Source organism: Halomonas sp. GFAJ-1, assembly GCA_002966495.1.
Classification (GTDB): domain Bacteria; phylum Pseudomonadota; class Gammaproteobacteria; order Pseudomonadales; family Halomonadaceae; genus Vreelandella.
The window spans coordinates 1,782,053-1,805,918 of the sequence record CP016490.1 but is presented as its reverse complement, the minus strand read 5'-3'; the positions used below and the strand labels follow the sequence as shown (position 1 = coordinate 1,805,918).

Genomic DNA, 23,866 nt, shown 5'->3' with positions numbered 1-23,866 from the left:
TTGAGGTGCCTACTTTTTGGCCAATTTGCTTGCGCGCAAAATAAAGCTGCACTAAATTAAAGCGGCTACCTATACCACCCACTTACAACAATCACCTATAGGAAATACGCTATGTCTATCGAAACAATTGCTTACCGCGCCCATGCGAATGCTACTGGCGGCCGCGAAGGCCATGCTAAATCTTCTGATGGCGCGCTGGACGTTCAGCTCAGCACGCCTAAAGAGCTGGGTGGCGCTGGCGGTCAAGGCACCAATCCTGAGCAGCTGTTTGCGGCAGGCTACTCTGCTTGCTTTTTAGGCGCTCTCAAGCACGTGGCAGGTCAGGAAAAAGTTAAGCTCCCTGAAGATACCCAGATCGACGGCAGCGTGGGCATTGGCGCCATTCCGACGGGTTTCGGTATCGAAGTCGAGCTTAAAATCAGCCTGCCTGGTTTAGAGAAGGACGTAGCTCAAACATTGGTCGATAAGGCACACATCGTCTGCCCTTACTCTAACGCCACGCGCGGCAATATTGATGTCACGCTGACCCTGATTTAATTACCCAGCGCCCAGGCTACCGCTTTGCTGGCATGCAAAGCGGTAGTATCGTAAAGCGGCACCGATGTATGGCGCTGATCAACAAGCAGTGCTATTTCTGTACAGCCGAGAATAACGGCTTGAGCTCCCTGCCGGTGTAATGAGGCAATAATATCCAAATAGCGCTGCCGAGATGACTCATTAAACTGGCCATGACATAGCTCTTTGAAAATAATGTCATGCACAGCCTGGCGATCGTCATCCTTGGGTGTGAGCACATCAATGGCAAAGCGCCCTTTCAAGCGCGCCTTGTAGAATTCTTGTTCCATGGTAAATCGAGTCCCTAACAAGCCGACCCGCGTGACACCATCTTGCTGACACTTTTCCCCAGTCGCATCGGCAATATGTAGCAACGGGATATGAATAGCGGCTTCAATCTCAGGGGCGACTTTATGCATAGTGTTGGTTGCCAGTAATAGGCCCTCGGCCCCGGCAAGCTCAATCCGTTTTGCCGCCTGGGTAAGTAGCGCTCCTGCCGCCTGCCAATTGCCCTGTCGCTGTAACGCTGCTATTTCAGCGAAGTCCACGCTCACTAACACCATAGGAGCAGAGTGAAAGCCGCCTAACGCGTGATTCACGCCTTCATTGATTGCTTTGTAATAACTCTGCGTTGACTCCCAGCTCATACCGCCCAGCACGCCGATAACACGCATCGTGTTTCTCCTTGATAGCTAACCACTCGTTAACATGCTAAAAAATATAGACCTTGTACCAGCGCTATACGGCCCCATGAAGACTGAACGACCCAACTTCTTCGGATGAGTTGCTGTACCGCCCTTTTATTCACCTGGTAAAGAGCGAGGAAAATATGAGCGATAACACGACCTATACACCACCCCGGGTATGGAAGTGGGAACCTGGGAACGGTGGTAAGTTTGCCAACATCAATCGTCCTGTAGCGGGTGCCACCCACGATAAGCCGTTGCCGGTCGGCAAGCACCCTCTGCAGCTCTACTCGCTGGCGACCCCAAACGGCGTAAAAGTTACGGTGATGCTAGAAGAGCTGCTAGAAAAAGGTTTTTCAGCGGCTGAGTATGATGCGTACCTGATACAAATTGGTGAAGGCGACCAGTTTGGCAGCGGCTTTGTCGAGGTAAACCCCAACTCCAAAATTCCGGCGCTGATGGATCACAGCGTTACCCCGCCTCAGCGGGTATTTGAGTCAGGGGCAATTCTGCTTTACCTAGCGGAAAAATTTAATGCTTTCTTACCCACTGACCCAGCCAAGCGCACCGAGTGCCTTTCGTGGCTATTTTGGCAGATGGGCAGTGCACCGATGTTAGGCGGCGGCTTTGGTCACTTTTATGCCTACGCACCGGAAAAGTACCAGTACCCCATTGACCGCTACACCATGGAGGTGAAGCGTCAGTTGGACGTACTGGATCGGCATTTAGCGGAAAACCGCTTTATGGCGGGTGATGAGTATACGATTGCCGACATGGCGATCTACCCATGGTACGGGGCGCTGGTGAAAAACCGCGTTTACGAAGCCGCTGAGTTTCTTGAGGCCCATACTTATCAGCATGTTATACGCTGGACTGAAGAAATTGACGCGCGCCCTGCCGTTCAACGAGGCCGCATGGTCAACCGTACCTGGGGCGAGCCAGGCGAGCAGCTCCCTGAGCGTCACGATGCCAGCGATTTTAACCAACCCCAGGCCAACGACTAAACATAGGAGAAAAAGCATTGCCAAGGAGGGCAGTGCTTGGCTGTGATTAACCACACACGGGAAGTAAATGAGGTAACTGGCAAGCCCAATTCTTCGGCTAATGAGGCCCGCGTACGCCCGATAAGCTTGAGCCGTCTCCCTCTTCACCACGCTTAACCACACTTAGCGAGCCATCGGTTTCCAACACCACAGCTTCCACGGCGCTAAGTTGCCCAACGCCACTGCTTCGCACCGCTGAGCGCACTTCCTCTTTGGTAACCCGTGCTTGACGCAAAGCCGCCGTTAAGTACTCTCCACGGTACAGCAGCATTAACGGCTCTCCTGTTATCATCCGTTTCACCCAGCTAAATCGCACGCTTAACCATGTAATGACAAACTGAAGTGAAATAAGTAACGCAAGCGCTAGTGCGCCTTCTGCTAAGGCAATGTCTTTTGACAGCAGCACGGTCGCTAACGTTGAACCCAGCGCCACGGTCACAATCAGGTCGAAAGCATTCATTTTAGACAGCGTTCGGTTTCCCGAGATACGCAGAAAAGCCACAAGCACAGCGTAAGCCAGCACACCCACTATTAACGTCCGCAGTAAACTTTCCCAACTGCTAAAAAAAACCATTTCCATATGAGCCTACTCCTACTCCGGTGCTACTCGGTGAATAAACCTTACTCACTGAGTGTAGTGAGGATAGGCCACCGGTCATAGAGTAGGCGTTTCAATCGCTGGCGTGCTCTTCCCACCAGTCCGCGTAGGAACTGTTATGCGGCGCAAAACCGCCCTCATCAGGTGCACCATCTAGCCACCAGCTCGCCAAGTGCCTCTTTGGCCGCCTGCACGCCCTCACGGGCTTGGCGCAGTGTAGTGTCATCGTTTTGCTGTCGAGCACTACGCACCGCTCGCCTGGCTTTCATTAGCGACTTGATATGGGTGCGTTTTTCATCTTCGCTAAGGCGAGGGTCGGTACAGCGCCATAACCGATTTTTAGCTACAAAATAGCGGCCATCCGGCGTATGTGGGTATTTATTAGCCATACCGCCCTCTCTCGTTTAAGTTAGGCGCCAGTGTAGGCATGTCCTGGGCATCATCTCCCCAGCGATATCGCCAGCTGCGTAGGCGTATAGATTACCCAGTGCTGCGCCAGCGCTTTGCCCGTGGGAAGAAAGTTGCTTACACGCTAACGAAACACCTAGCGGTCGCGCAGTAGCCATTGAGGGGTAATCTCATGCTGGCCATTCTCATCAGTAATAAACAGCGAACCGTCACTAATCATGACGGCCCAGTTAATAGCACGGGGAAGAGCTGCTGCAACGGTGGACAAGGCTTCTTGGGGCAGCCCGGCCACATGGACATTTTTCAGTGCCGCCACGGCAGGTAATACTTTGCTTTCCCAAATATCGACCCGCCCGTACGCCAGGAGTGAGACCCGCTCAGCACGGCGCGAACACCAGGTAAGACGCTCCGCATCCGGCAGCCCTACTTCTACCCAGTGCAGTACTCGGCCATCTAGGCTCTTTTCCCACAAGGCAGGCTCGTCTACATCGGAAAGCCCACGCCCAAAGGCTAATGCCTCGCTGTACCAGAGTATGTAAGCAATCAGACGCGCGCACATCCGGTCTTCAGTTTCAGACGGATGGCGGGCGACGGTAAACCGCAGCGTTTCATACACATTGCGGTCAAGGTCGGTAAGGTTGATATCAACTTTATAGGGGGTAGCACTCAACGCCATTGGGGATATCCATCTAAAATTTGCGCCAGTGTAGCGGATTTATCGAAACGATTTATCGAAACATAGGGTGGCAGAGCGCTACACCGCTCGGTAATCCGCTAATGAGGAAGGATTTAGTAACACCGCGGTGCCGTTCAAGCATTTTCTCGGGGAACATAAAAGAAGGGGTGACGTTGCCGCCACCCCTTCGTTAAGCAAACCTGACAAACTAAGGATTAAAAGTTGGGTTTGCGCTTCTCAACAAATGCGCTCATGCCCTCTTTTTGCTCCTCGCCTGCAAAGCAGAGCGCGAATAAGCTGGTTTCCAACGCCAACGCACTACCGAGATCCTGATCCAACCCGTCATGAACGGCTTGCTTGGCGCCACGCACCGACAGCGGGCCGTTGCCTTTAAGCTGTTTGGTAAGCTCTTCCACATAGCTCTCAAGCTCGGCCTGGGGCAGAACCCGATTAACTAATCCAATGCGCAGCGCTTCCTGAGCATCGATTTTGCGCCCCGTGGTTACTAAGTCAATGGCCATGGCAGGTCCAACACGCCGTGGTAAGCGCTGGGTACCACCGAAACCGGGGATGACGCCTAACAATACTTCTGGCTGTCCGAAAACGGCGTTGTCGCTGGCGACTGCCCAGTCGCAGGCCAATGCCAGTTCGCAGCCGCCGCCAAGACAAAACCCATTTACGAGCGCGACCACCGGCACGGGCAACGTTTCTAAACGCTTAATAGTACGTAGCGCCTGGCTTGCGAAAGCGCGGGCTTCCTCGGGCGTTTTATCGCGCATTTCGGTGATATCCGCCCCAGCAACAAACGACTTTTCACCGGCGCCGGTAATTAGCACCGCGCGCAAATGAGGATGCGCCTCTAGCTCGACAAGGTGTGACTCCAACGCGCTTAGCACCTCGCTATTCAGCGCGTTAAGTGCCTTAGGACGGTTAATCGTCAGGCGCACCACACCGTCGTTATCAATTTTCTCAATGACTGCGTCGCTCATACTGGCTCCTTAATTGTTATTACGCATGAAAGTGAATACCCAACAACCCTAGCGAACGCTTGGTTGGTAGGCAATCACTTCTTTTGTCGAGCCTAGCGGTGTTGACGATGTTATTCGTATATATGGAAGCCTCGGCCACTTTTACGGCCAAGATAGCCCGCATCGACCATGCGCTTTAACAGTGGGCATGGGCGATATTTGGGGTCGCCAAAGCCTTCTTGGAGAACTTCCATAATCGCCAAGCACACATCCAAGCCAATCAGATCTGCTAACGCCAGTGGCCCCATGGGATGGGCGGCGCCTAGCTTCATCGCTTCATCAATGGCCTCAGGGGTGGCAGTCCCTTCTTGCACGATAAACGCAGCTTCGTTAATCATCGGCACCAGCAAGCGGTTAACCGCAAAGCCCGGCGCATCGCCAATCGGCACGGCGGTTTTACCCAACGCTTTGGTGAGCGCCTCAATGCGCGCCACGGTGGCATCAGAGGTCTGCTCGGCACGAATCACTTCCACCAGCTTGAGCACCGGCACCGGGTTAAAAAAGTGCATGCCCACCACCCGCTCCGGGCGCTCGCAAACCGCGGCCAAGCGGGTCAGCGAAAGCGACGACGTGTTGGAAGCTAAGATGGCATCGTGGCTTAAGTGGCTAAGATCACGAAACAGCTTTTCCTTAAGCGCTGGCTGTTCTGGCGCGGCTTCAATAATAATGCTGCAGTCGCTCAGTGCTTCAAGCGCCGTGGTGGTGGAAAGCCTGGCCAGCGCATCACGCTTGTCGGCTTCACTGATTTTTTCTTTAGCGACCAGCTTACCAAGCCCTTTATCGATGGCGGCTTGAGCACGGGTTAGCTGCTCGTCGGCCACATCGTAAAGGCGCACCGTAAATCCACTGGCCACCACTACCTGGGCAATCCCTTGCCCCATGGTACCGGCGCCTACTACGCCAATGTGTTGTTCGTTCATGGTTGTGTTCCTTTAATTAATGCTGCTTGGCTTCTTCACGCAGGACAAATTTCTGAATCTTGCCGGTAGAAGTCTTGGGCAGCTCGCTGAAGATGACGGTCTTCGGCACTTTGTAGCCCGCCAGATGCTCACGGCAGTGGGCGATGATATCGGCCTCGGTCACTTCTCCGTAACCGATTTTCAGTTTGACGAAGGCGCAGGGCGTCTCGCCCCATTTTTCGTCGGGCTTGGCGACCACAGCGGCTTCTTCCACAGCGGGATGGCTGTAGATGGCATCCTCCACTTCGATGGTAGAGATATTTTCACCGCCGGAGATAATGATGTCTTTAGAGCGGTCCTTGATCTCGATGTAACCGTCGGCATGCCAAACCGCTAGATCCCCCGTGTGGTACCAGCCTCCTTCCAACGCATTGGCGGTGGCGTCCGGGTTTTTCAGATAGCCCTTCATGACGTTATTGCCGCGCATTAAAATTTCGCCGATAGTCTGGCCATCTTTGGCGACTGGCTCCATGGATACAGGGTCGGCCACACAGAGCGCTTCCAGCATGTGGTAACGCACGCCTTGGCGGGCCTTAATTTTAGCGCGCTCTTCCAGCGGGAGTTCATTCCACTCCTCACGCCATGCACATACCGTCACCGGACCGTACACTTCGGTCAGGCCATAAACGTGAGTTACTTCAATACCAAGCTTCTCAACCCCCGCAATCACAGAGGCTGGCGGCGCAGCGCCCGCAGTCGTGACCTTAACAGGGTGATCAAATTCGCGCTTCTGGTCAGCGGCGAGGTTCACTAAACCATTGAGGATAATCGGGGCGCCGCTAAAGTGGGTCACCTTCTCATCCACAATAAGGTCGTTGATGCGCTTTGGATCGACTTTGCGCAGGCACACGCTAACCCCGGCATTAGCAGCAATCGTCCAAGGAAAACACCAGCCGTTGCAGTGGAACATCGGCAGTGTCCAGAGGTAGACCGGATGGTGAGGCATGGCCCACTCTAAAATATTGCTGACCGCATTTAAGTAGGCGCCACGGTGGTGATACACCACCCCTTTTGGCTTACCAGTAGTGCCGGAGGTGTAGTTAAGCGAAATCGCCTGCCACTCGTCGCTAGGCAGTTGGTAGGCATACTCAGGGTCGCCTTCAGCAAGCAGCGCTTCATACTCTATCTCGCCGATGCCTTGGGTTTCGCCTAGAAACTCCACATCCGCCACATCGATAATTAGCGGTTTTTCATCTAGCAGGGCGACGGCATCGTTGATAACGCCTGCAAACTCAGGGTCAACCAGAATGGCTTTTGCTTCGCCGTGGCTCAGCATGTAGCTGATGGCTTCAGCATCGAGACGAATATTCAGGGTATTCAGCACGCAGCCCGCAAGCGGCACGCCGAAGTGTGCTTCAAACATCGCCGGAATATTGGGCAGCATGGCCGCGACCGTTTGGCCGGGCTGAATACCACGCTTTTCAAGGGCGGAAGCCAGCTGGCGGCAGCGGGTCCAGGTTTCTGACCAGGTACGGCGGGTGCTACCGTGAACCACCGCCGGAAAATCGGGATAAACAGAGGCTGAACGCTCAATAAACGTCAGCGGGGAAAGTGCCACATGGTTGGCAGCCGTGGGTGATAAGCCTTGCTCGAAAATGGAAACGTTCATAAATCACCTTCTGTATGAATAGTTAAATACGTACTACGTTTTTTATAATTTAGCGTTGATCTTGCTCGTCCGTTTCTTTATCAGGCCCAGGCTCACGCCCAAACAGGTTTTTCTTTTGCACGAGCATGTATAGCACTACGCCTGCGGCTAACCCCCAGCCTGCACCGTAAACCGCCAGCACAACCGCCATGGTGCCCGCTACGCCGCGCTCTGCGGTAGTTTTGGTCTGTTCAATTCCCACCATCAAGCAAATATAGCCTGTGAGCAGCAGGGTCAGCGAAAGGGCGATAGGCAGTACCGGCTGAAACATACTGACCAGCGGCAGCGTAAAGAGCGCAATAAAGCCCGTAATCCAGAAGGTGCCACCGCCGCTATAAATAGACTCCATGGCATTGCGACCATTTTTATAACGCTCGGCCATGGTAGCGGTTACTGCGGTCCAGATAGGGCCCGCTAACCCAGGGTAAGGCGCGAAGAAGGCGTGCATGCCATTACGAATGGCCGTGACATGGTGAATACGGTCGGTGCTGTAATCGATTTTTTCATCGCTGCGTATATGGTCGACGCGGGACATCAGCGTGCGCCCCACCACAATGTCACCAAACGCGATGACGTAAGCGATGACCGCAGTAGGTACGGCTAACATAAACACATCAATGCTGGGGAAGCCCACGACAAAAGGCAGATAGCCCCACATTTCGGTGAAGTTCGGCTGGGTAATTCCCCATTCGATCGTCGGGCGCGGATACTCACCAATCGCCCAGGCAATTAAGATAGCGGCGATCATCCCGGGCACCATGCCGTAGTTAGCGATTTTCCGCATGATCGCGTGATCTTCAACCCAGCGCTTAAAGGCCACAGAAAACAGCATAAAGATCGCGATTAACATACCGGCAATGAGCGAAACAGGGGTTTCAGCCAAACGTCCGCCCTGCTGTATTTCTCCAGTAATGGCAGCAATACCAGCACCAATAATAATCCCGGCTTGAAGGGAGTTAGGCACCAAGTGCACCAGCTTACGCCCTAACCCGGTTACCCCTAGGATGAAGAAGATCAAGAAGACGAGAAATTGCAGTGCGAATAGCGCCTGGATCGCCTCGGGACCAGGTTCAAAATCCCCCAAATAGACCAGCACTACCGGCACCGCCGGGGTAATCCACCCAGGCACCATAGGCACACCCAGCAGGGCTGGCAGCATAAAGCCAACGCCACAGACCACCACAAAAGCTAACGCAACGTCGTAGGGTAAACCCAGGTACTGCTCCAACAGCGGAATCATGGCCAGGCTGACTACGAACATAATCAGCCCTTGAATCATCTCCGCCATTTCCCAGCGGTAATGAATAAACGGAAGGCGCACTTTAAAGGGCCCTGCAGGCCAGTAGGGCTGCTCTTCGCCGTGCTGGCGGTGCTTTAACTGCATAACATACTCCTTGGGGTTTTAAGCATTATTGACTTGTTTTTCCCACTGAACGGCCGCCCGATTGGCACGACCATCCCACCGGCGCGCTTTTAAACGGCCGTTTTATTGTTGGCTAACGTAAGCCGCCGACCTGTTAGGGTCGGCGGTTAAGATGGTGGGAGCAGCGACTGCCCAGTAACGCTATACGGCTGGGTCGAAGTCGCTCAGGCACTGCATGCCAGACTCGATGATCGCGCGCTGGGCGAGGCCTACCGGCAGCCACTGGGTAATGGCGAAGTGTGCGCTACACAGCTTGGCGGTGTAGAACGGCTCGTCACTGCCATCGCCAATCGCTTTTGTCGCTGTCAGCGCTGCTTGGCCCATTTGCCAAGCACACAGCACGTGGCCAGCAAGGTTCAGGAAGGGAGTAGCATAGGCTTGTACGGCATCAGGGCCATTCTCTGGGTCGCTACCCTGTTCAAGCACGCTCACCATAGCGGCATGCAGGTCATCAGCACCGCTAGCAAGCGCGTTACCCAGCGCCGCAAGTGAAGGATCACCACGCAGTGCTTCAGCGGTTTGATTTACTTCGTTGATCAGCGCTGAAAGAGCGGCACCGCTGTCGCGTTGCAGCTTACGTCCGGCTAAATCCAGCGCCTGAATACCGTTAGTGCCTTCGTAAATAGGCGCAATTCGCGCATCGCGCAGAAGCTGAGCAGCGCCGGTTTCTTCCACATAGCCCATGCCGCCATGCACCTGTACACCCATCGAGGCGATATCAACAGCTTGGTCGGTCGAGAAACTTTTTACGATAGGGATTAGTACGTCGGCACACGCCTGAGCGGATTGGCGCTCGGCTTCGCTTTCGCTATGACGGGCAAGGTCAAGCTGACCGGCACAGTAAAGCGCCAACGCACGCAGGGCATCGGTGCGAGCGCGCATAGAGAGCAGCATACGACGCACATCTAAGTGGTCGCTAATTGCACACTCATTGCCGCCGCGAGACTTGGGCGAGCGGCCTTGAGTACGCTCCTGGGCATAGGCGAAGGCGTGCTGGCAAGCACGCTCCGCCACGCCAATACCTTGAATACCTACTTTGTGACGCGCTTCGTTCATCATGGTGAACATGTGATTGAGCCCGCGTCCCTCTTCGCCCACCAAATAGCCGATAGCACCGCCCTTTTCGCCGAAACTGAGGGTGCAGGTAGGCGAGCCGTGAATACCCAGCTTGTGCTCGATAGACGCGCAGGTAACGTCGTTTTGCTCACCCAGAGAGCCATCGTCATTCACTAGGAATTTAGGCACCAAAAAGAGCGAGATGCCTTTATTACCCTCCGGTGCATCAGGCTTACGCGCGAGTACTAGGTGGATAATATTTTCAGCGGCGTCGTGCTCACCCCAGGTGATATAAATTTTTTGGCCGCTGATACGGTAGTGGTCGCCTTCTGGAACGGCTTTAGTGCGGACTTTAGAGAGATCCGACCCCGCCTGGGACTCGGTCAAGTTCATGGTACCCGTCCAGGTACCTTCTACTAACTTGGGAAGGTAGGTCGTTTTTAGCGCTTCGCTGCCATGATGGGCTAACGCTTCGATTGCGCCCGCCGTAAGCATCGGGCAAAGGCCCAGCGCCATGTTGGCCCCGTGAAGCATTTCTTGGACGGCGCTTGCCACCACTTCAGGCAGGTTTTGGCCGCCTAACGCTTCAGAAACGCCAATACCGTTCCAACCGCCCTCAACATAGGCTTGATAGGCCGAAGCGAAGCCTTCTGGCGTAGAAACAGTGCCATCTACGTGACGTTTAGCACCCTGCTGGTCGCCAATGCTATTGAGCGGCCCCCATACGTCACCTGCCAGTTTTGCCGCCTCTTCCAGCACTGCTTCCACAAGATCGGGGGAAGCTTCTTCAAAGCCCGGCAGCGCAAGCGAACGGTGCGTGAGCATCTCTTCAAGTACAAAGCGTAGATCGCGTACCGGCGCGGCATAATAATTCATGGCAAAACCTCAGGCAAAGACGGTGATAATCAGCTATTAGCAAAAACACTACACGAGATAGTAGTTTCACTACTTTTATCACGCCATTAGCCCAAGGTCTCACCTTGGCAAATAATATCCGCTATTTATTTACGCCCCCTGCCTGCTCAACGTCATCGTAGTAAGTAATATGGGACTCATCCTCAGCGGGTGGCCCCACCACCGGCTCCGCAACATTGATTTCAGGCACCACGTCAGAAAGGTCTTCTAAATGCTCGTGCTCAAGCGCACCCAGCATTAACTCCTCAGTCACCACCAGCTCAGCCCCCGCATTGGACATAGGCGTCGTGGCGGTAAAAGGCGCCACGGGCACTGGCGCGGGGCGAACACTGCGCCGCCAACTGAAAAACAGTAGGAAAAACAAGCTAAGCGAGCCAAACGCCCAAAACAGCCCGGCATCGCCCATGGCGGTCATTACAGGAGAAATCATCAGCGGACTGATCGTCGCGCCAATGGAGTTGATTAACAAAAGGCCCTGGCTCATACGCACCAACGCACCCGCCGGTGCACGGTCAGCCGCGTGGCTAACCGCCACCGGGTAAAGCGCAAACACACCACCGCCCAGCAAAAACAGCAGTACCGCCAACAGTGGGGTCGAAAGTGGTAGCCACAGCATGGCCGCTGAAATCACTACGCAAAAAGCGCTGATAGCCATCAGCACCATTTGGCGGTCGTGGCGGTCCGACCAGCGGCCAATCGGGTACTGCAACAGCATGGCACCTAAAATCACCACAGCCATCATTTGGCCTACCTGGTTAAGGCTCATGCCATTGCGCTGTAGGTAAAGCGGCAGCAGCGTATAGGCCGCTGCGACAACCATCCCCGAGCCTAAGCTCCCCATCACGCCGGTGGGTGTCATCGTAATCAGCCGGAGCGGTGGTAACGGCTCTGCGTGCTCTATAATCGGCGATACGCGCGGTATCATCGCCATGGGCAGTACCGATAAAGAAGCCAATAGGCCAATCACCATAAACGGCGCTGTGTCACCCATAGCGCTCGTCACCCCCAGCAACAGCTGGCCCAGCACACCCGCGGCGTAGAGCGAAATCATATACAGCGCCAGCAGGCGGCCACGCACTTTTTGCTCGCCCGAGGTAAGCAACCAGCTTTCAATCACTAAGTACACGCCCACCGTGGCCCACCCGCCTATCAAGCGCAGCACGAACCAGGCCCAGGGATCAAAAAACAGCCCTTGTAGCAGTACGGTAACCGCCACAAGAGAGGCAAAGCTGCCATAAGCGCGGATATGACCAATGCGAAGCAGGAGGCGGTCATTAAACATCGCACCCAGGGCGAGGCCGATGAAATAGGCCGAGGAGACAACCCCAATGACCGTGGCAGATTCACCCGCAGCATCCAATCGCACGGTAATTAAGGTGGCAAGAAAACCGTTACCAATCCCAAGAATAAACAGCCCTAATAAGGGCGCTAGCGCCATGGCCAGCAGTTGCCGCGACATGAGTACCTCACCTTGCCAGATGGTTAATGTGTAGCCGTTTACACGCCTATCACATCTGGCAGGCAAGAAAACGGGCGCGCAATTATTGCTTTCGTTGCACCAAAGTCAACGCTTTTTCATACCCCAGTCATGTAAATCAGTGTTTTGTAAATATTGCGGTGTCTTTGCCAGGAAATTCCACTGCCAACCCCTGCTTGTTGGCCCACCAGCGAAAGGTCACTTCGCTAAAAAAGCTCACGTGGGTAGGGTCATTAATATAGTGCCAGCGGCTAAACGCTTCCTGGCTAGTCACACGCTTGGTCATCAGCCCAAGGTAGCCGCCCGGCGTAAGGTTTGCGACTAGCTGAGAAAGCACCTCGCCGGGCGCCGCGAGATGTTCGACGACTTCAGTGGCGGTAATAAAGTCATAGCTGCGATTTAGCACGTCCTGATTAGGGGCGTAGTAAATATCGTAAACCGCCATGGTATGCCCAGCCTCTTCAAACATCACTGAAAGTGTCGGGCCAGGGCCTGAGCCAAAATCCAGTCCCGACGCACCGTCGGTAAGCTTGCCAAGCATTGGATCAAATAAACGCCCTAAGAAGCGCCGATATCCCGTATCATGCGGCGAATTCTGATGCTGGTCATACTCGGCTTTTTCTTCCGCTGCGGTTAAATGCTGCTCTTGAGGGACAAACACCAGCGCACACGTGGCACACTGGTAGTATTCACGTCGGCGGTCTTGGTGATAAAGCGCGGGTTCAGACGCATTGCATAGCGGGCAACGTCGCATCATCGTATTCTCTTGTCTTACGTTTGTATTAAGGAAGGTGGCATGCTCACAGGTTTAGATCATCTTGTGGTGACAGTGACCGATATGGGTCGCGCAGTCGATTTTTACTCACGCGTACTGGGCCTTGATGTCCGTTACCGGGATGCCCAGCGGGTAGATTTAATGCTCGGTGATACTGCCCTGCGGCTTCACCAAACGGACACAGATATTGCTCCTGTGTCAGCAACACCGACACCTGGCAGCCTCGATTTATGCTTACGCTGCCAGCTGCCGCTGGATGAGTTTAAACATCACCTGGATGTGTTAGCGATCGATGTGGAGCTAGGCCCAGTGTCACGACAGGGCGCCAACGGCCCTATTGAGTCCATCTATCTGCGCGACCCGGATGGCAACTTGCTGGAAATTTGTCGCCCTTCATCTCGCGAACAGCAGACTAGCGCCTATTAATGCGATGCTCTACGTACCACGCTATCATAGCGCGCTTAAACGTTGCTCTAGAACGCTTGTTCATAGCAGATTATATTGAATAGTAGATAAGGATCGGTCATGCGCGATAACGCCAATGATGCGCCAATTGAGGGCGAAGTAATTAGTAACGAAACACACTCAGAGCAGCCAGAAAAAGAGTCGTCATCGCCGCCCGATACCACCATGGCTATGGTGATCTACGCCCTCTATTTAGCCAGCTTTGTGGTGGGGTTCACCTCGATTATCGGTGTGATCATTGCCTATGTGTATCGGGGCAAAGGTCCAGCATGGCTGGATGAACACTACCGCTATCAGGTGCGTACTTTCTGGATCGGCCTACTGTACGCCAGCGTGGCCACCCTCCTGACCCTTGTACTGGTGGGCTTCCCGCTGCTGCTAGCGCTGGCGGTGTGGTTTATTGTGCGCTGTGTAAAAGGCTTTAAGGGCCTTCAGGAAAAACGCGCGCCGTCTAACGTGGACAGCTGGCTGCTTTAAGGTATGACCCAAAAAGCCCCCACCACACGCAAGCGCTTCTCCCAGGCAAGCGCTATTGCTTGGTTGTGGAAATCACTCTCTCACTGGTCGCTGGCGAAGCTATGGCGCTTCGCCGCTCTGCTCGGCCCTCAGGTATACCGCTTCAGTAAGCGAGAGCGGCGGGTAACCGATATTAATCTGGAAGTGGTCTACCCAGACATCACGTCAAGCGAGCGCAAAGCACTCGCCAAACAGAGTTTAAAACACTCTGCCGCCACCATGCTGGAACTAGGCCATGCCTGGATGGCAGCGCCGGAAAAGGTAGAAGCGAGCATTCTCGCAGTGCATGGCCGTGAAAAACTGGACAGTGCCCGGGCGGAAGGGCGTGGTGTCATTGTGTTAGCCCCCCATTTTGGCAACTGGGAAGTGCTGAACTTCTGGCTATCCAATCACTTCCCCTTCACCGCCATGTACGAACCGCCCAAAATTGCTGATTTAGAGTCCATTACCCGCCATGGCCGTGAACGCATGGGCGCAAGCTTAGTACCTACTAATCCCCGGGGAGTCGCTGCGCTTCTCAAAGCACTTAAACGCAGCGAAGCCATTGGCATTCTTCCCGACCAAGAGCCTGCCTGGGGCAGCGGTGTTTTTGCGCCTTTTTTTGGACGCAAGGCCTACACCGCTACCCTGCTACCCAAACTAGTGGCCCGCACCCAGGCTCGCGTAGTGACTGGGGTAGCGTTACGGATACCGGGGAAGGGGTTTGAAATACACTTTCTGGATGCCGATGAACGTGTGTATAGCGACGACGACATCGCCTCTGCCACCGGCGTCAACGCCAGTGTAGAAGCATCGATTGCCCTGGAGCCGGCCCAGTACCAGTGGGAATACAAGCGCTACCGCAAGGTGGTCGAAGAGCAACAAGGGCTCCCCAACGCGAACGACTACCGGCTCTATTGAACGAGGTAAGCTATGACCCAGCGTGATATCTCTACAGAGGATACGCGGCCACCGCAAATTATTTATGCGCTCTATTTAGCGGGTTTGGTAACCGCCAATATCACGCTGCTGATTGGCGTGATTATCGCCTATGTATACCGCCGAGAAGCCCCCCTATGGCTTCAGCCCCACTACCGCTACCTTATTCGCACCTTCTGGATCGGCAGCCTCTACTTTATTGTCACGTTCACCTTGAGCCTGACCGTAGTGGGCGCCTTGCTGTGGCCGTTACTGGTGATTTGGCTGGGCGTTCGCTGCGTGCTTGGCTGGCTGAGCGTGCGCAAGGGCGAGCCACCCGCACGCCCTGGCAGCTGGCTCTGGTAATACGTGAGAGAGAAAGCGCCACACGTTAGGTCACTCTATTCATCGCTGTGCCGGGCATACACGTCGTCCAAACGCTCGATGTCATCTTCGCCTAAGTAGCTGCCCGACTGCACTTCGATAAGCTCTAAGGGGATCTTGCCCAGGTTTTCCAATCGATGCGGCACACCAATAGGAATGTACGTGGACTGGTTCTCACTGACTAAGAAGGTTCGTTCATTAACAGTGACTTGCGCAGTGCCACTGACTACGACCCAATGCTCGGCTCGGTGATGATGACGCTGTAACGACAACCGCCCACCAGGCTTTACCGTTATATGCTTTACCTGATAACGCTCACCGCTATCCATCGCTTGAAAGCTTCCCCACGGGCGATGCACCTGTGCCGCTGTATGCACTTCACTGCGCCCAGCCTCGGTGAGCGTTGCCACCAAGTGCTTCACCTGTTGGGCATACTCACGATGCGCAACCAGCACACTGTCTGGGGTTTCAACCACCACTAAATCTTCTACGCCTAGGGTTGCCACTAAACGGTGTTCGGCAATCACCAGTGAGCGATGGGTATCGCGCAGCACACAGTCGCCCTGCACAACGTTGCCCGCCTCGTCGGAAGGCTGAGCCGCCCACAGCGCATCAAAGCTACCAATGTCACTCCACTTCGCCTCCAGTGACACCACTGCCGCCTGTTGGCTCTGCTCCATGACCGCGTAGTCAATCGAATCCGCCGGGCAGCGGCGAAAAGCCTCTTCTCCCAAACGTAAAAAATCCAGATCCCGATGAGACTCAGAAACCGCCGCCTCACAGGAGCTTAACATGTCGGGCTGGAAGACTTTTAGCTCGGCAAGGTAGCTTCCCGCTCGCAATAAGAACATGCCGCTATTCCATAAGGTGTTGCCTTGGGCTAAAAGCGCCTTCGCGCGCTCGGCACTGGGCTTTTCAATAAACGACGCTACCCGGTGTCCCCCGCCTAACGGGCTGCCGCAAGCAATATAGCCATAGCCCGTTTCCGGGTAAGTAGGCACAACGCCAAACGTTACTAGATGCCCCGCCTCGGCAAGCGGCACTGCGGCGTTAACGCTGGAATGAAAGGCTGTCAGATCACCGATGACATGGTCAGCAGGGAGCACCAACAGTAATGAGTCGCTTCCCCCTTGGCGGGCGATTAGCGCAGCACACGCAATAGCAGGCGCGGTATTGCGCCCTTCAGGCTCTAGCACCAGCGAGCCAGCATAGCCGCTTTCCCGAAGTTGCTCGGCCATTAAAAATCGGTGGGCATGGTGGCCCATTAAAATAGGCGGTGCCGTTACCAAGCCCTCTAAACGCGCCAACGTTTGTTGCAGTAAGCTCTGCGAGGAAGTTAAGCGCAGGAACTGTTTAGGCATCTGCTCCCGTGAGAGCGGCCACAGCCGCGTACCGCTTCCACCGCTGAGAATTACCGGCTGGATCATGGTGTCATCCTTGTCTGCGAGGCCGAGGGGCCAAAGTCTTCCTGCAACCAGTGGCGCAAGTCGCTCATTTTGGCCACGCGCTCACTGTTATCAAGTGCTGGAAGGGTGCCTTCAATAAAGCCTCGCTCACGAAACGGCGCTAACAGCGCCGGGTCGCCGCTAATAATATGCACCGGTACCGCAGCACTGGCATTGTCTCCCGTAATCAACGGTGCAGCTTGGTGGTCGCCCAGAGCTATCAGCAGCGTATTTTCATCCACCACCCGCTCGGCCCAGCGCCCAGTCACTTTTACAGAGTAGTCTACCGACCATGCATAATGGTCACGAATGCGCTCTATGTCCCGCCAAATCACGTCGGGCGGATCACCTGCATGCTCCCAGGGGGCAAAAATCTGCCCATCCCCTATCATCGACCAGTTTTCTAACACCGGAAGAATAGGCGTCCAGGGTGCATGGCTTGAGATCAGCGCTATCTGGGCAAACACCGGGCTATCGCCCAATAAATGGCGCTGGGTGTAGTCCAGAACAAATTGGTCCGGCATGGTCACCCAATGCAGCGGAGGCCCCGCATAGGGAATATCCTTTGCCGCAGCAATCTCGTCAAAACCGTAGGCCACCCCTTCAGGCCATGCCAGCGTAATGGCGGGCATCACGGTTAGCGTGCGCTGCCCGGTCGCACGAAAATCATCAACCAACGTTGAGTGGCCGCTCTCTAGCATCAACCGATACCATAGCTGGTTATCAATCCAGCGGCCGCTGAGCGTAGTGGCGTGAGCGAGCCACGACTGCCCTCCACGGATAGGCGCATCTAGCAGCCCTGAAACAACATGAAGGTTTTGGTCTGCCAGCCGCTCCTCCATCTCCGCGAGCGTCTGCAAAATCTGTTCGCTGTAGCGGGGATTATCAATCGCCGAAACACCGTAAGACTCGATGAATGTTAAAAGGACATTTCGCCCCTCAAGACCGGGTAACGGCTGAGCCTCAATGGGTGAACTCTCTAGCTGCTCGTTAAATGCCTGCCGTGCCTGGTGGGTGGCGACGACCTGCTCCCACTGAAAGCGCGTGGTATTAACAGCGGGTAGAGCGGAATTCGGCACTAGTCGGTGGCCATTTGCTTCGAGTACAGCGAAGAACAGCGCCGCTCCCATCAGCAGCGCCACCACCGTACCCTGCGGCTGCTTTAGCGTTAAGTAGCGCTTGGGTAGCAGTAACCAGACAAGACCCCATAGGGTGCCCAGCACCAGCATACCCCCCAGTAGCATCAGGAAAACCGCCATTAGTTGGCCTACATTACCGACAAGCAGGTGATAAACAGAGCGCACCAGGGGTAAATCTAAGTAGAGGTTCAACGAGCGGCCAAAAGCGGTGTGAGTGGCGGCATCGCCAAGGTTAGCGGCGATGACCAACGCCAGCCAAGCGACAACCACAACCACGAGCCAGCGACGAACAAGGCCTGGCGGAACGAGCTGTATGCCTGCCGCGACTACCCATGCTTCCCAAGCAATCAGTGGCGAGCCGATGTCACCAAAACGCCACCATAGTGGTACTACCAACAGGCAGTTAAGCGTAAGAGCCGTGAATAAAAAACGAAGCATTGGCACCTCTGCCGCCTGTGAATAATCATTTCCCCGCCGACATATCATGGCGTGGCATCGAAGTTAATGTAGCGTTGAATGTTGCTAATACCGCTACGCAGCTTATTACAATTTTAACTGTCACCCTGGTAGGTGGCGCTAGAAAACCGCAAAATACATATACTCATTTATCTAATCGTATAGTTTTCGTTCAAATATTTCATATACTGATTTTGCTGGCTCTCTTTTTACATAACCGAAAGGATCTCGCTCATGGGTGGCCGTTTTACAGCAAGGTGCATACTGTCGTTAAGCTGCTTGATTGCTCTTCCTGCCACCGCCAATGATGACGAGGTGTTCAATCACGTTATCGAGCGCGCCCAAGCACTCGCCGATGCGCCCTATCAAGCACCTGAAGAATCGCTGCCCAGCGCGCTTAAGGAGTTGAGCTATGACGACTATCGGCAAATTCGCTTTAACCCTGATCGGGCGTACTGGCGGGATGAAAGCCCTTTCTCAGTTCAACTTTTCCATAGCGGGTTTTTATTTCAAACCCCTGTGAACATTAACATTGTCGATAGTGGCGATGTGTCTCCGCTGCCCTTTTCAACGGATGATTTTAACTACGACCACCAAGCTAGCCACCTGCTTGAAGAGGATCTAACCGGCAGCGGCCACGCAGGGTTTCGTTTGCACTATCCGATTAACAGCGACGACTATGCCGACGAATTCGCCGTTTTTCTGGGTGCCAGCTACTTTCGCTTGATTGGCCGTGACCAGGCATACGGCCTATCTACCCGGGGGCTGGCGATTGATACCGTATCCAGCAAGGGTGAAGAGTTTCCGGCGTTCCGCGAGTTCTGGCTTTATAAACCCAACGAAGAAAGCAGTGCGTTTACGCTGCTCGCGCTAATGGATAGCCCTTCGCTCAGTGGCGCTTACCGGTTTGTTATCCAACCCGGTGAAAACACCCAGGCTGAGATAGAAGCCACGCTGTTCGCGCGGGAAGATGTAGAAAAGCTTGGCGTTGCGCCCTTAACCAGTATGTTTGCCTTTGGAGACATCAACCCCGAACCGCCAGATGATTTTCGCCCTCAGGTTCACGACTCCGATGGGCTGCTGATTCACACCGGCGCCGATGAGTGGATCTGGCGACCGCTGGATAACCCATCAGCCGTGCGCGTTTCTACTTTTTTAGATAACGCCCCCTCAGGGTTTGGCTTAATGCAGCGGGAAAGAGATTTCAGCCGCTATCTAGATTTAGAAGCCCACTACCACCGCCGCCCGAGCCAGTGGGTGGAACCCCTGGAAAATTGGGGTGCAGGTCATGTAGAACTGGTGGAAATACCCACCCCTGATGAAACCCACGACAACATTGTCGCTTACTGGGTAGCTGAAGATGCGTTAAACGCCGGTGAGTCGCGCCGCCTGCACTACCGCACCTATACGCTAAACACTCAACCAGATGAGCACGCGCTAGGACAGGTCATGCGCACCCGCCATGGCAACGCCGCGGTACCGGGGCAAGAGGACTCCCCCTCTGCCAACCAGCGCCAGTTTATTGTCGACTTCCACGGCGGCGTTCTTGAAGAGATCAGCCCTGACCAGCCGGTTGAGCTTGATATCAGCTCGCTTTCTGGAGAAATACTGCTCCCCCAGGTAACCCCCCTACCCGAAGGTGGCTGGCGCGCCCGTTTCAGGATTCCCGCTGACAGCACGCCTCATGATATCCGGCTTCGGCTACTGCTGAACGACGCGCCAATCAGCGAAACCTGGAACTACGTATGGCACCCCGATGCCTGAAAACCGCGAGGCCATGCTCTCTCTCCCTTGGCTAAGATGCCGTCGCGCTTTTTTTGCGATCATCGTCGTCGCTACCAGTATTGCAGGCAGCGCTGCCATGGTGCAGGTGGTGACTCACCTGCCCCTGGGCTGGCAAATAGCGATGCTCACGTTATTTGTGTTGACCTTTAGCTGGGTTGCCCTTGCTTTCTGGGGTGCCGTCTGTGGCTTTGTGCTTTGCATGCTGCGCCTTGATCCGCTGAGCCTGCGCCGCGTTCCTTTCTTGCCCTCGGATGCAAAACAGCTGACAGGCCGGACAGCGCTGGTCATGCCGATCTATGCAGAGCCCCCCATTCCCACTATTGCTGGTTTAGAGGCCACCTGCCGTTCGCTGCTGCATCAGGCGAACAGCCTCGGCTCAGCAGCGGTAATAGGTGATCACGTTGAAGTATTTATTCTGAGTGATACCCAGGATAAGTCTCTAGCGCGAGAAGAGGCTGACCACGTGGCGACCCTACAGCAGCGACTTGACGGACAACTAGAGGTTCACTATCGCCGCCGCCCTAATAACCTTGGTCGCAAAGCCGGCAATATTGCCGAATTTTGCCGCCGCTGGGGCCGTCGTTACGACTATCTAGTAGTGCTGGATGCCGACAGTCTGATGAGCGGCGCCACGCTTTTACATCTTATTGATCGCATGCAGCGCCAGCCCAAAGTGGGCCTGATTCAAACCGTACCGATACCGGTGGGGCAGCGCACCCTCTTCGGTCGCTTTAGCCAATTGGCATCGGCGCTTTATAGCCCCATGCTGGCGGCCGGGCAGAGCTTTTGGCAGGGCGATGCCGCTAACTATTGGGGCCACAACGCGATTATTCGTACCCGTGCTTTTATGGCCCACGCAGGGCTACCCCCCCTTTCAGGTAAGCCGCCTTTGGGTGGTGAGCTGCTCAGCCATGATTTTGTAGAAGCAGCGCTGCTTAAGCGCGGCGGCTGGCAAGTGCTGCTGGATACAATGGCCACCACCGCCGTATCACGCCATGACCCTGCCGTTAGCGCCTCGCATAATAGCTTTGAGGCTATGCCCAGCAATCTACTCGACTTTGCCAAACGCGACCGCCGCTGGCTGCAAGGCAACCTACAGCATTTGCGGCTCCTTAACGGCGCAGGCTTTCATTTCATTAGCCGTTTGCACTTCTTTTTTGGCGCATTTGCCTACCTCTCTTCGCTGATATGGCTTGGCCTTCTGGTATGCACCAGCATCCTGGTAGGGTATCAAGCCGTGGAGTCTCAGCCTCACTACCCTTTGCCTCAGGCACTCTCCCTTGGACTACTCTCGGTCACGCTGGCCATGCTGGTAGCCCCCAAGCTATTAGGCCTTTTACTCACCTGCTGGCAATGTCCTCACAGGTTTGGTGGGCGCCTGCGGCTTATTACCAGCACCTTGCTAGAGATTCTGTTTGCGGCCTTAATCGCCCCGCTAATGATGGCGTGGCATAGCCTGTTTATTATGAATGTCTTGATAGGACGGGCCATTGACTGGCAGACCCAGCATCGGGGCGAGCGTTCGTTAAGCTGGAAAGAGTGCTGGCACCATGCAGGTTGGATGACGCTTGGTGGCGCTGCTTGGGCAGGCATGCTGGTGCTTTTTTCGCCTTCGGCGTTTGGCTGGCTAACGCCCGCTTGGTTGGGGCTCATCGCGGCAGTACCCATCGTCAAATACACCAGCAGCGCTACCTGGGGCAGTGCGGTGAGCCATAAGGGTTTACTCCGCACCCCCAGTACCGTTATCAAGCCGCCGCTCTTAGCAGATTTTGTAGCTCTCACCGCCCTCAGCCATCAATCACTTGGTCAACGCCCTGTGCACACGGGCATATTGAAACCACCGCCTAGCGAGTTACCTGGCGAGATGCCATGTCAATCGTTTTACCAGCACCGTCTCCAGCCCGCTAAAGCAGCCTCCCCCTCGGCTAAGGAGCGTTACTAATGCCCTCTGCTTTTTTTCAACAGCTACGCAGTGCCAGTGGTGTGGCGCGCTCGCTTTTTATCTACTGGCGCCCAGGCAGGCAGCGCAGCTTACAGCGCCTCTACCGCCCTTTTATTCAGCCGGGAACGGTAGCGTTTGATATTGGCGCCCATTTAGGCGACCGCAGCGCAGCGTTTCATGCACTGGGAGCTCATGTTGTGGCGCTAGAGCCGCAGCCTGCACTGGCCAAATGGTTTAAGCGGTTGGTTAACCAGCCAGGGATCACGCTGCTGCCGTTAGCCGCAGGCCCACAGCCTGGCTTTGCAGATATCGCTATTAGTGTTGGCAACCCTACCCTATCGACGCTTGCCACCGAGTGGCGCAGCCAGGTAAGCACGCGCAACCCTGGTTTTCGTCAAATCGCGTGGGAAGAGAAGCTCAGGGTAGAGGTCACCACGCTGGATCAACTGATTGCGACGTATGGCGAACCTAGCTTTATTAAGATTGACGTTGAAGGCTTTGAGGCTGAGGTGCTCATGGGGCTTACCCACCCGGTCGCCGCCCTGTCGGTGGAGTTTGTCGCCGGTGTATTAGAGGTCAGCCATGCCTGTATGGAACAGCTTGCTCGCCTGGGCGATTACCGTTTCAATGCTATCGCCGGTGAGCAGCGCAAGTTCCGCTGGGAATCATGGCAGTCGCCTGAAGCGATCACCCAGTGGCTAAACAGTGGCGCCGACGGGCTGGCTTCTGGCGACCTATACGCCTGCCGGAGCGACCACCCTTTGCTGAACGCACCTAATAACCTCTCCTATCACGAGTCACAACACGAATGATTTATCACTGGCAAACCCTCACCGCCCCACGGCTGGCGGCTATCGCCAATGGTAGCCCGGTAGCGATCATGACCCTCGGCGCCATTGAGCAGCACGGGACCCACCTGCCGTTAGGCACCGACCTGATCATTGGGGAAGGGTTACAGGCTGCCATGCTGGATATGATCGACCCAAGGGTCGATGTGCTCTGCCTACCGGCTATGGCCGTAGGCGCTAGTGATGAACACGCCGGTTTTGCAGGAACACTCAGCCTTCCCGCTCCCCTCGCCATCGCCACGCTAGAGGCTTATGGCGCAAGCATTGCCCGCGCGGGCATACAAAAACTGGTGCTGATCAATAGCCACGGGGGCAATAAAGCCGTGATGGATCTTGCCGCACTGACACTGAGAAAGCAGTTTGCGATGCGGGTGGTAAAAGCCACGTATACGCGACTACCCGCCCTAGAAGATGCCATTGACCCAGAAGAGCTTCGCTATGGCCTGCATGGTGGGCTGCTGGAAACCGCGATGATGCACTATTTGGCCCCATCACTGGTGACGCTGGATGGCTATCAACCAGCCCCACCGGCCATGCCTGAGTCCGGCGCCCTTGTTAGCCCGGAAGGGAGCGCCGCTTTTGCCTGGCTTGCGAAAGATTTAAGTGCCCAGGGCGTTGCAGGTGATGCCACCGGTGCCAATGCTGAGCTGGGTGAGCGACTGGTCAAGCATTACGCGGCACAGCTGGCACAAGTGGTGGCCGAAACCGCCCACTTGCCACCACTGACTGCTCAACGTTAACA

At 55.1% G+C, this 23,866-nt stretch carries 22 protein-coding genes and 1 pseudogene; 10 read left to right on the top strand and 13 right to left on the bottom strand.

The features are described 5' to 3' along the window. The first annotated feature begins 111 nt into the window (after nucleotides 1-111). Complete coding sequence (locus BB497_08250; GenBank protein AVI62699.1) at nucleotides 112-537, top strand: organic hydroperoxide resistance protein; 426 nt, start codon at nucleotides 112-114, stop codon at nucleotides 535-537. Here the strand turns inward: BB497_08250 and BB497_08245 are convergent. Beyond that, nucleotides 534-1,229 (bottom strand): aspartate/glutamate racemase, encoded by a 696-nt coding sequence (locus tag BB497_08245; protein AVI62698.1) that lies wholly within the window; start codon nucleotides 1,227-1,229, stop codon nucleotides 534-536. The genes BB497_08250 and BB497_08245 overlap by 4 nt on opposite strands. Nucleotides 1,230-1,384: 155 nt before the next feature. On the opposite strand from BB497_08245, the gene BB497_08240 reads away from it, so the two are divergent. Continuing rightward, a complete protein-coding gene (locus BB497_08240; GenBank protein ID AVI62697.1) occupies nucleotides 1,385-2,245 on the top strand; it encodes a glutathione-dependent disulfide-bond oxidoreductase in 861 nt (286 codons plus the stop codon). Between the two features lie 97 nt (nucleotides 2,246-2,342). Here the strand turns inward: BB497_08240 and BB497_08235 are convergent, their stop codons facing one another. The 10 genes and pseudogenes from BB497_08235 to BB497_08190 all read right to left on the bottom strand — a co-directional run bounded on the left by BB497_08235 (nucleotide 2,343) and on the right by BB497_08190 (nucleotide 13,229). Further along, nucleotides 2,343-2,864 carry a hypothetical protein gene (locus tag BB497_08235; GenBank protein ID AVI62696.1) on the bottom strand — a complete coding sequence of 174 codons (522 nt, stop codon included), beginning with the start codon at nucleotides 2,862-2,864 and terminating at the stop codon, nucleotides 2,343-2,345. A gap of 91 nt (nucleotides 2,865-2,955) precedes the next feature. Next, nucleotides 2,956-3,271, bottom strand: a pseudogene (locus tag BB497_08230) (hypothetical protein). 155 nt (nucleotides 3,272-3,426) lie between these two features. After that, entirely contained in the window at nucleotides 3,427-3,966 is a 540-nt protein-coding gene (locus BB497_08225; GenBank protein AVI62695.1) for a hypothetical protein, read from the bottom strand. A gap of 215 nt (nucleotides 3,967-4,181) precedes the next feature. Continuing rightward, nucleotides 4,182-4,955: an enoyl-CoA hydratase gene (locus tag BB497_08220; protein ID AVI62694.1), complete on the bottom strand. Its 774-nt coding sequence runs from the start codon at nucleotides 4,953-4,955 to the stop codon at nucleotides 4,182-4,184. A 110-nt stretch (nucleotides 4,956-5,065) separates the two neighbouring features. Then, nucleotides 5,066-5,914: a 3-hydroxybutyryl-CoA dehydrogenase gene (locus BB497_08215; protein ID AVI62693.1), complete on the bottom strand. Its 849-nt coding sequence runs from the start codon at nucleotides 5,912-5,914 to the stop codon at nucleotides 5,066-5,068. 16 nt (nucleotides 5,915-5,930) lie between these two features. Next, nucleotides 5,931-7,562: an acyl-CoA synthetase gene (locus BB497_08210; GenBank protein AVI62692.1), complete on the bottom strand. Its 1,632-nt coding sequence runs from the start codon at nucleotides 7,560-7,562 to the stop codon at nucleotides 5,931-5,933. A 49-nt stretch (nucleotides 7,563-7,611) separates the two neighbouring features. Then, entirely contained in the window at nucleotides 7,612-8,985 is a 1,374-nt protein-coding gene (locus BB497_08205; protein ID AVI62691.1) for a xanthine/uracil/vitamin C permease, read from the bottom strand. A gap of 180 nt (nucleotides 8,986-9,165) precedes the next feature. Further along, nucleotides 9,166-10,956 carry an acyl-CoA dehydrogenase gene (locus tag BB497_08200; protein ID AVI62690.1) on the bottom strand — a complete coding sequence of 597 codons (1,791 nt, stop codon included), beginning with the start codon at nucleotides 10,954-10,956 and terminating at the stop codon, nucleotides 9,166-9,168. Between the two features lie 121 nt (nucleotides 10,957-11,077). Next, a complete protein-coding gene (locus tag BB497_08195) occupies nucleotides 11,078-12,454 on the bottom strand; it encodes an MFS transporter (GenBank protein AVI62689.1) in 1,377 nt (458 codons plus the stop codon). Between the two features lie 136 nt (nucleotides 12,455-12,590). After that, nucleotides 12,591-13,229 (bottom strand): methyltransferase, encoded by a 639-nt coding sequence (locus BB497_08190; protein ID AVI62688.1) that lies wholly within the window; start codon nucleotides 13,227-13,229, stop codon nucleotides 12,591-12,593. A 39-nt stretch (nucleotides 13,230-13,268) separates the two neighbouring features. On the opposite strand from BB497_08190, the gene BB497_08185 reads away from it, so the two are divergent. From BB497_08185 to BB497_08170, 4 genes are all read left to right on the top strand, one after another. Next, nucleotides 13,269-13,673, top strand: a complete 405-nt coding sequence (locus BB497_08185; protein ID AVI62687.1) for a bleomycin resistance protein — start codon at nucleotides 13,269-13,271, stop codon at nucleotides 13,671-13,673. A 99-nt stretch (nucleotides 13,674-13,772) separates the two neighbouring features. After that, complete coding sequence (locus BB497_08180; GenBank protein ID AVI62686.1) at nucleotides 13,773-14,189, top strand: hypothetical protein; 417 nt, start codon at nucleotides 13,773-13,775, stop codon at nucleotides 14,187-14,189. 3 nt (nucleotides 14,190-14,192) lie between these two features. Next, nucleotides 14,193-15,128 (top strand): lipid A biosynthesis acyltransferase, encoded by a 936-nt coding sequence (locus BB497_08175; protein ID AVI62685.1) that lies wholly within the window; start codon nucleotides 14,193-14,195, stop codon nucleotides 15,126-15,128. Between the two features lie 12 nt (nucleotides 15,129-15,140). After that, nucleotides 15,141-15,491, top strand: coding sequence for a hypothetical protein (locus BB497_08170; GenBank protein ID AVI62684.1), 351 nt, complete (start codon nucleotides 15,141-15,143; stop codon nucleotides 15,489-15,491). 35 nt (nucleotides 15,492-15,526) lie between these two features. Here the strand turns inward: BB497_08170 and BB497_08165 are convergent, their stop codons facing one another. Together BB497_08165 and BB497_08160 are read right to left on the bottom strand one after the other, a co-directional pair. Then, the gene (locus tag BB497_08165) at nucleotides 15,527-16,936 is read right to left on the bottom strand and encodes a mannose-1-phosphate guanylyltransferase/mannose-6-phosphate isomerase (protein AVI62683.1); all 1,410 of its coding nucleotides are present in this window, start codon (nucleotides 16,934-16,936) and stop codon (nucleotides 15,527-15,529) included. Continuing rightward, complete coding sequence (locus BB497_08160) at nucleotides 16,933-18,531, bottom strand: alkaline phosphatase (GenBank protein AVI62682.1); 1,599 nt, start codon at nucleotides 18,529-18,531, stop codon at nucleotides 16,933-16,935. Before BB497_08160 ends, BB497_08165 begins: the two co-directional genes overlap by 4 nt. Before the next feature lie 252 nt (nucleotides 18,532-18,783). Between BB497_08160 and BB497_08155 the strand changes: the two genes are divergently transcribed. From BB497_08155 to BB497_08140, 4 genes are read left to right on the top strand one after another with little or no spacing between them, the layout of a single operon-like run. Beyond that, nucleotides 18,784-20,313, top strand: a complete 1,530-nt coding sequence (locus BB497_08155) for a glucan biosynthesis protein D (protein AVI62681.1) — start codon at nucleotides 18,784-18,786, stop codon at nucleotides 20,311-20,313. Then, the gene (locus BB497_08150) at nucleotides 20,306-22,276 is read left to right on the top strand and encodes a glucan biosynthesis glucosyltransferase H (protein AVI62680.1); all 1,971 of its coding nucleotides are present in this window, start codon (nucleotides 20,306-20,308) and stop codon (nucleotides 22,274-22,276) included. Before BB497_08155 ends, BB497_08150 begins: the two co-directional genes overlap by 8 nt. Next, on the top strand, nucleotides 22,276-23,088 hold the full coding sequence (locus tag BB497_08145; protein AVI62679.1) for an FkbM family methyltransferase: 813 nt from the start codon (nucleotides 22,276-22,278) through the stop codon (nucleotides 23,086-23,088). The genes BB497_08150 and BB497_08145 overlap by 1 nt, the downstream gene beginning before the upstream one ends. Beyond that, complete coding sequence (locus BB497_08140) at nucleotides 23,085-23,864, top strand: creatininase (protein AVI62678.1); 780 nt, start codon at nucleotides 23,085-23,087, stop codon at nucleotides 23,862-23,864. Before BB497_08145 ends, BB497_08140 begins: the two co-directional genes overlap by 4 nt. Nucleotides 23,865-23,866: the final 2 nt, after the last annotated feature.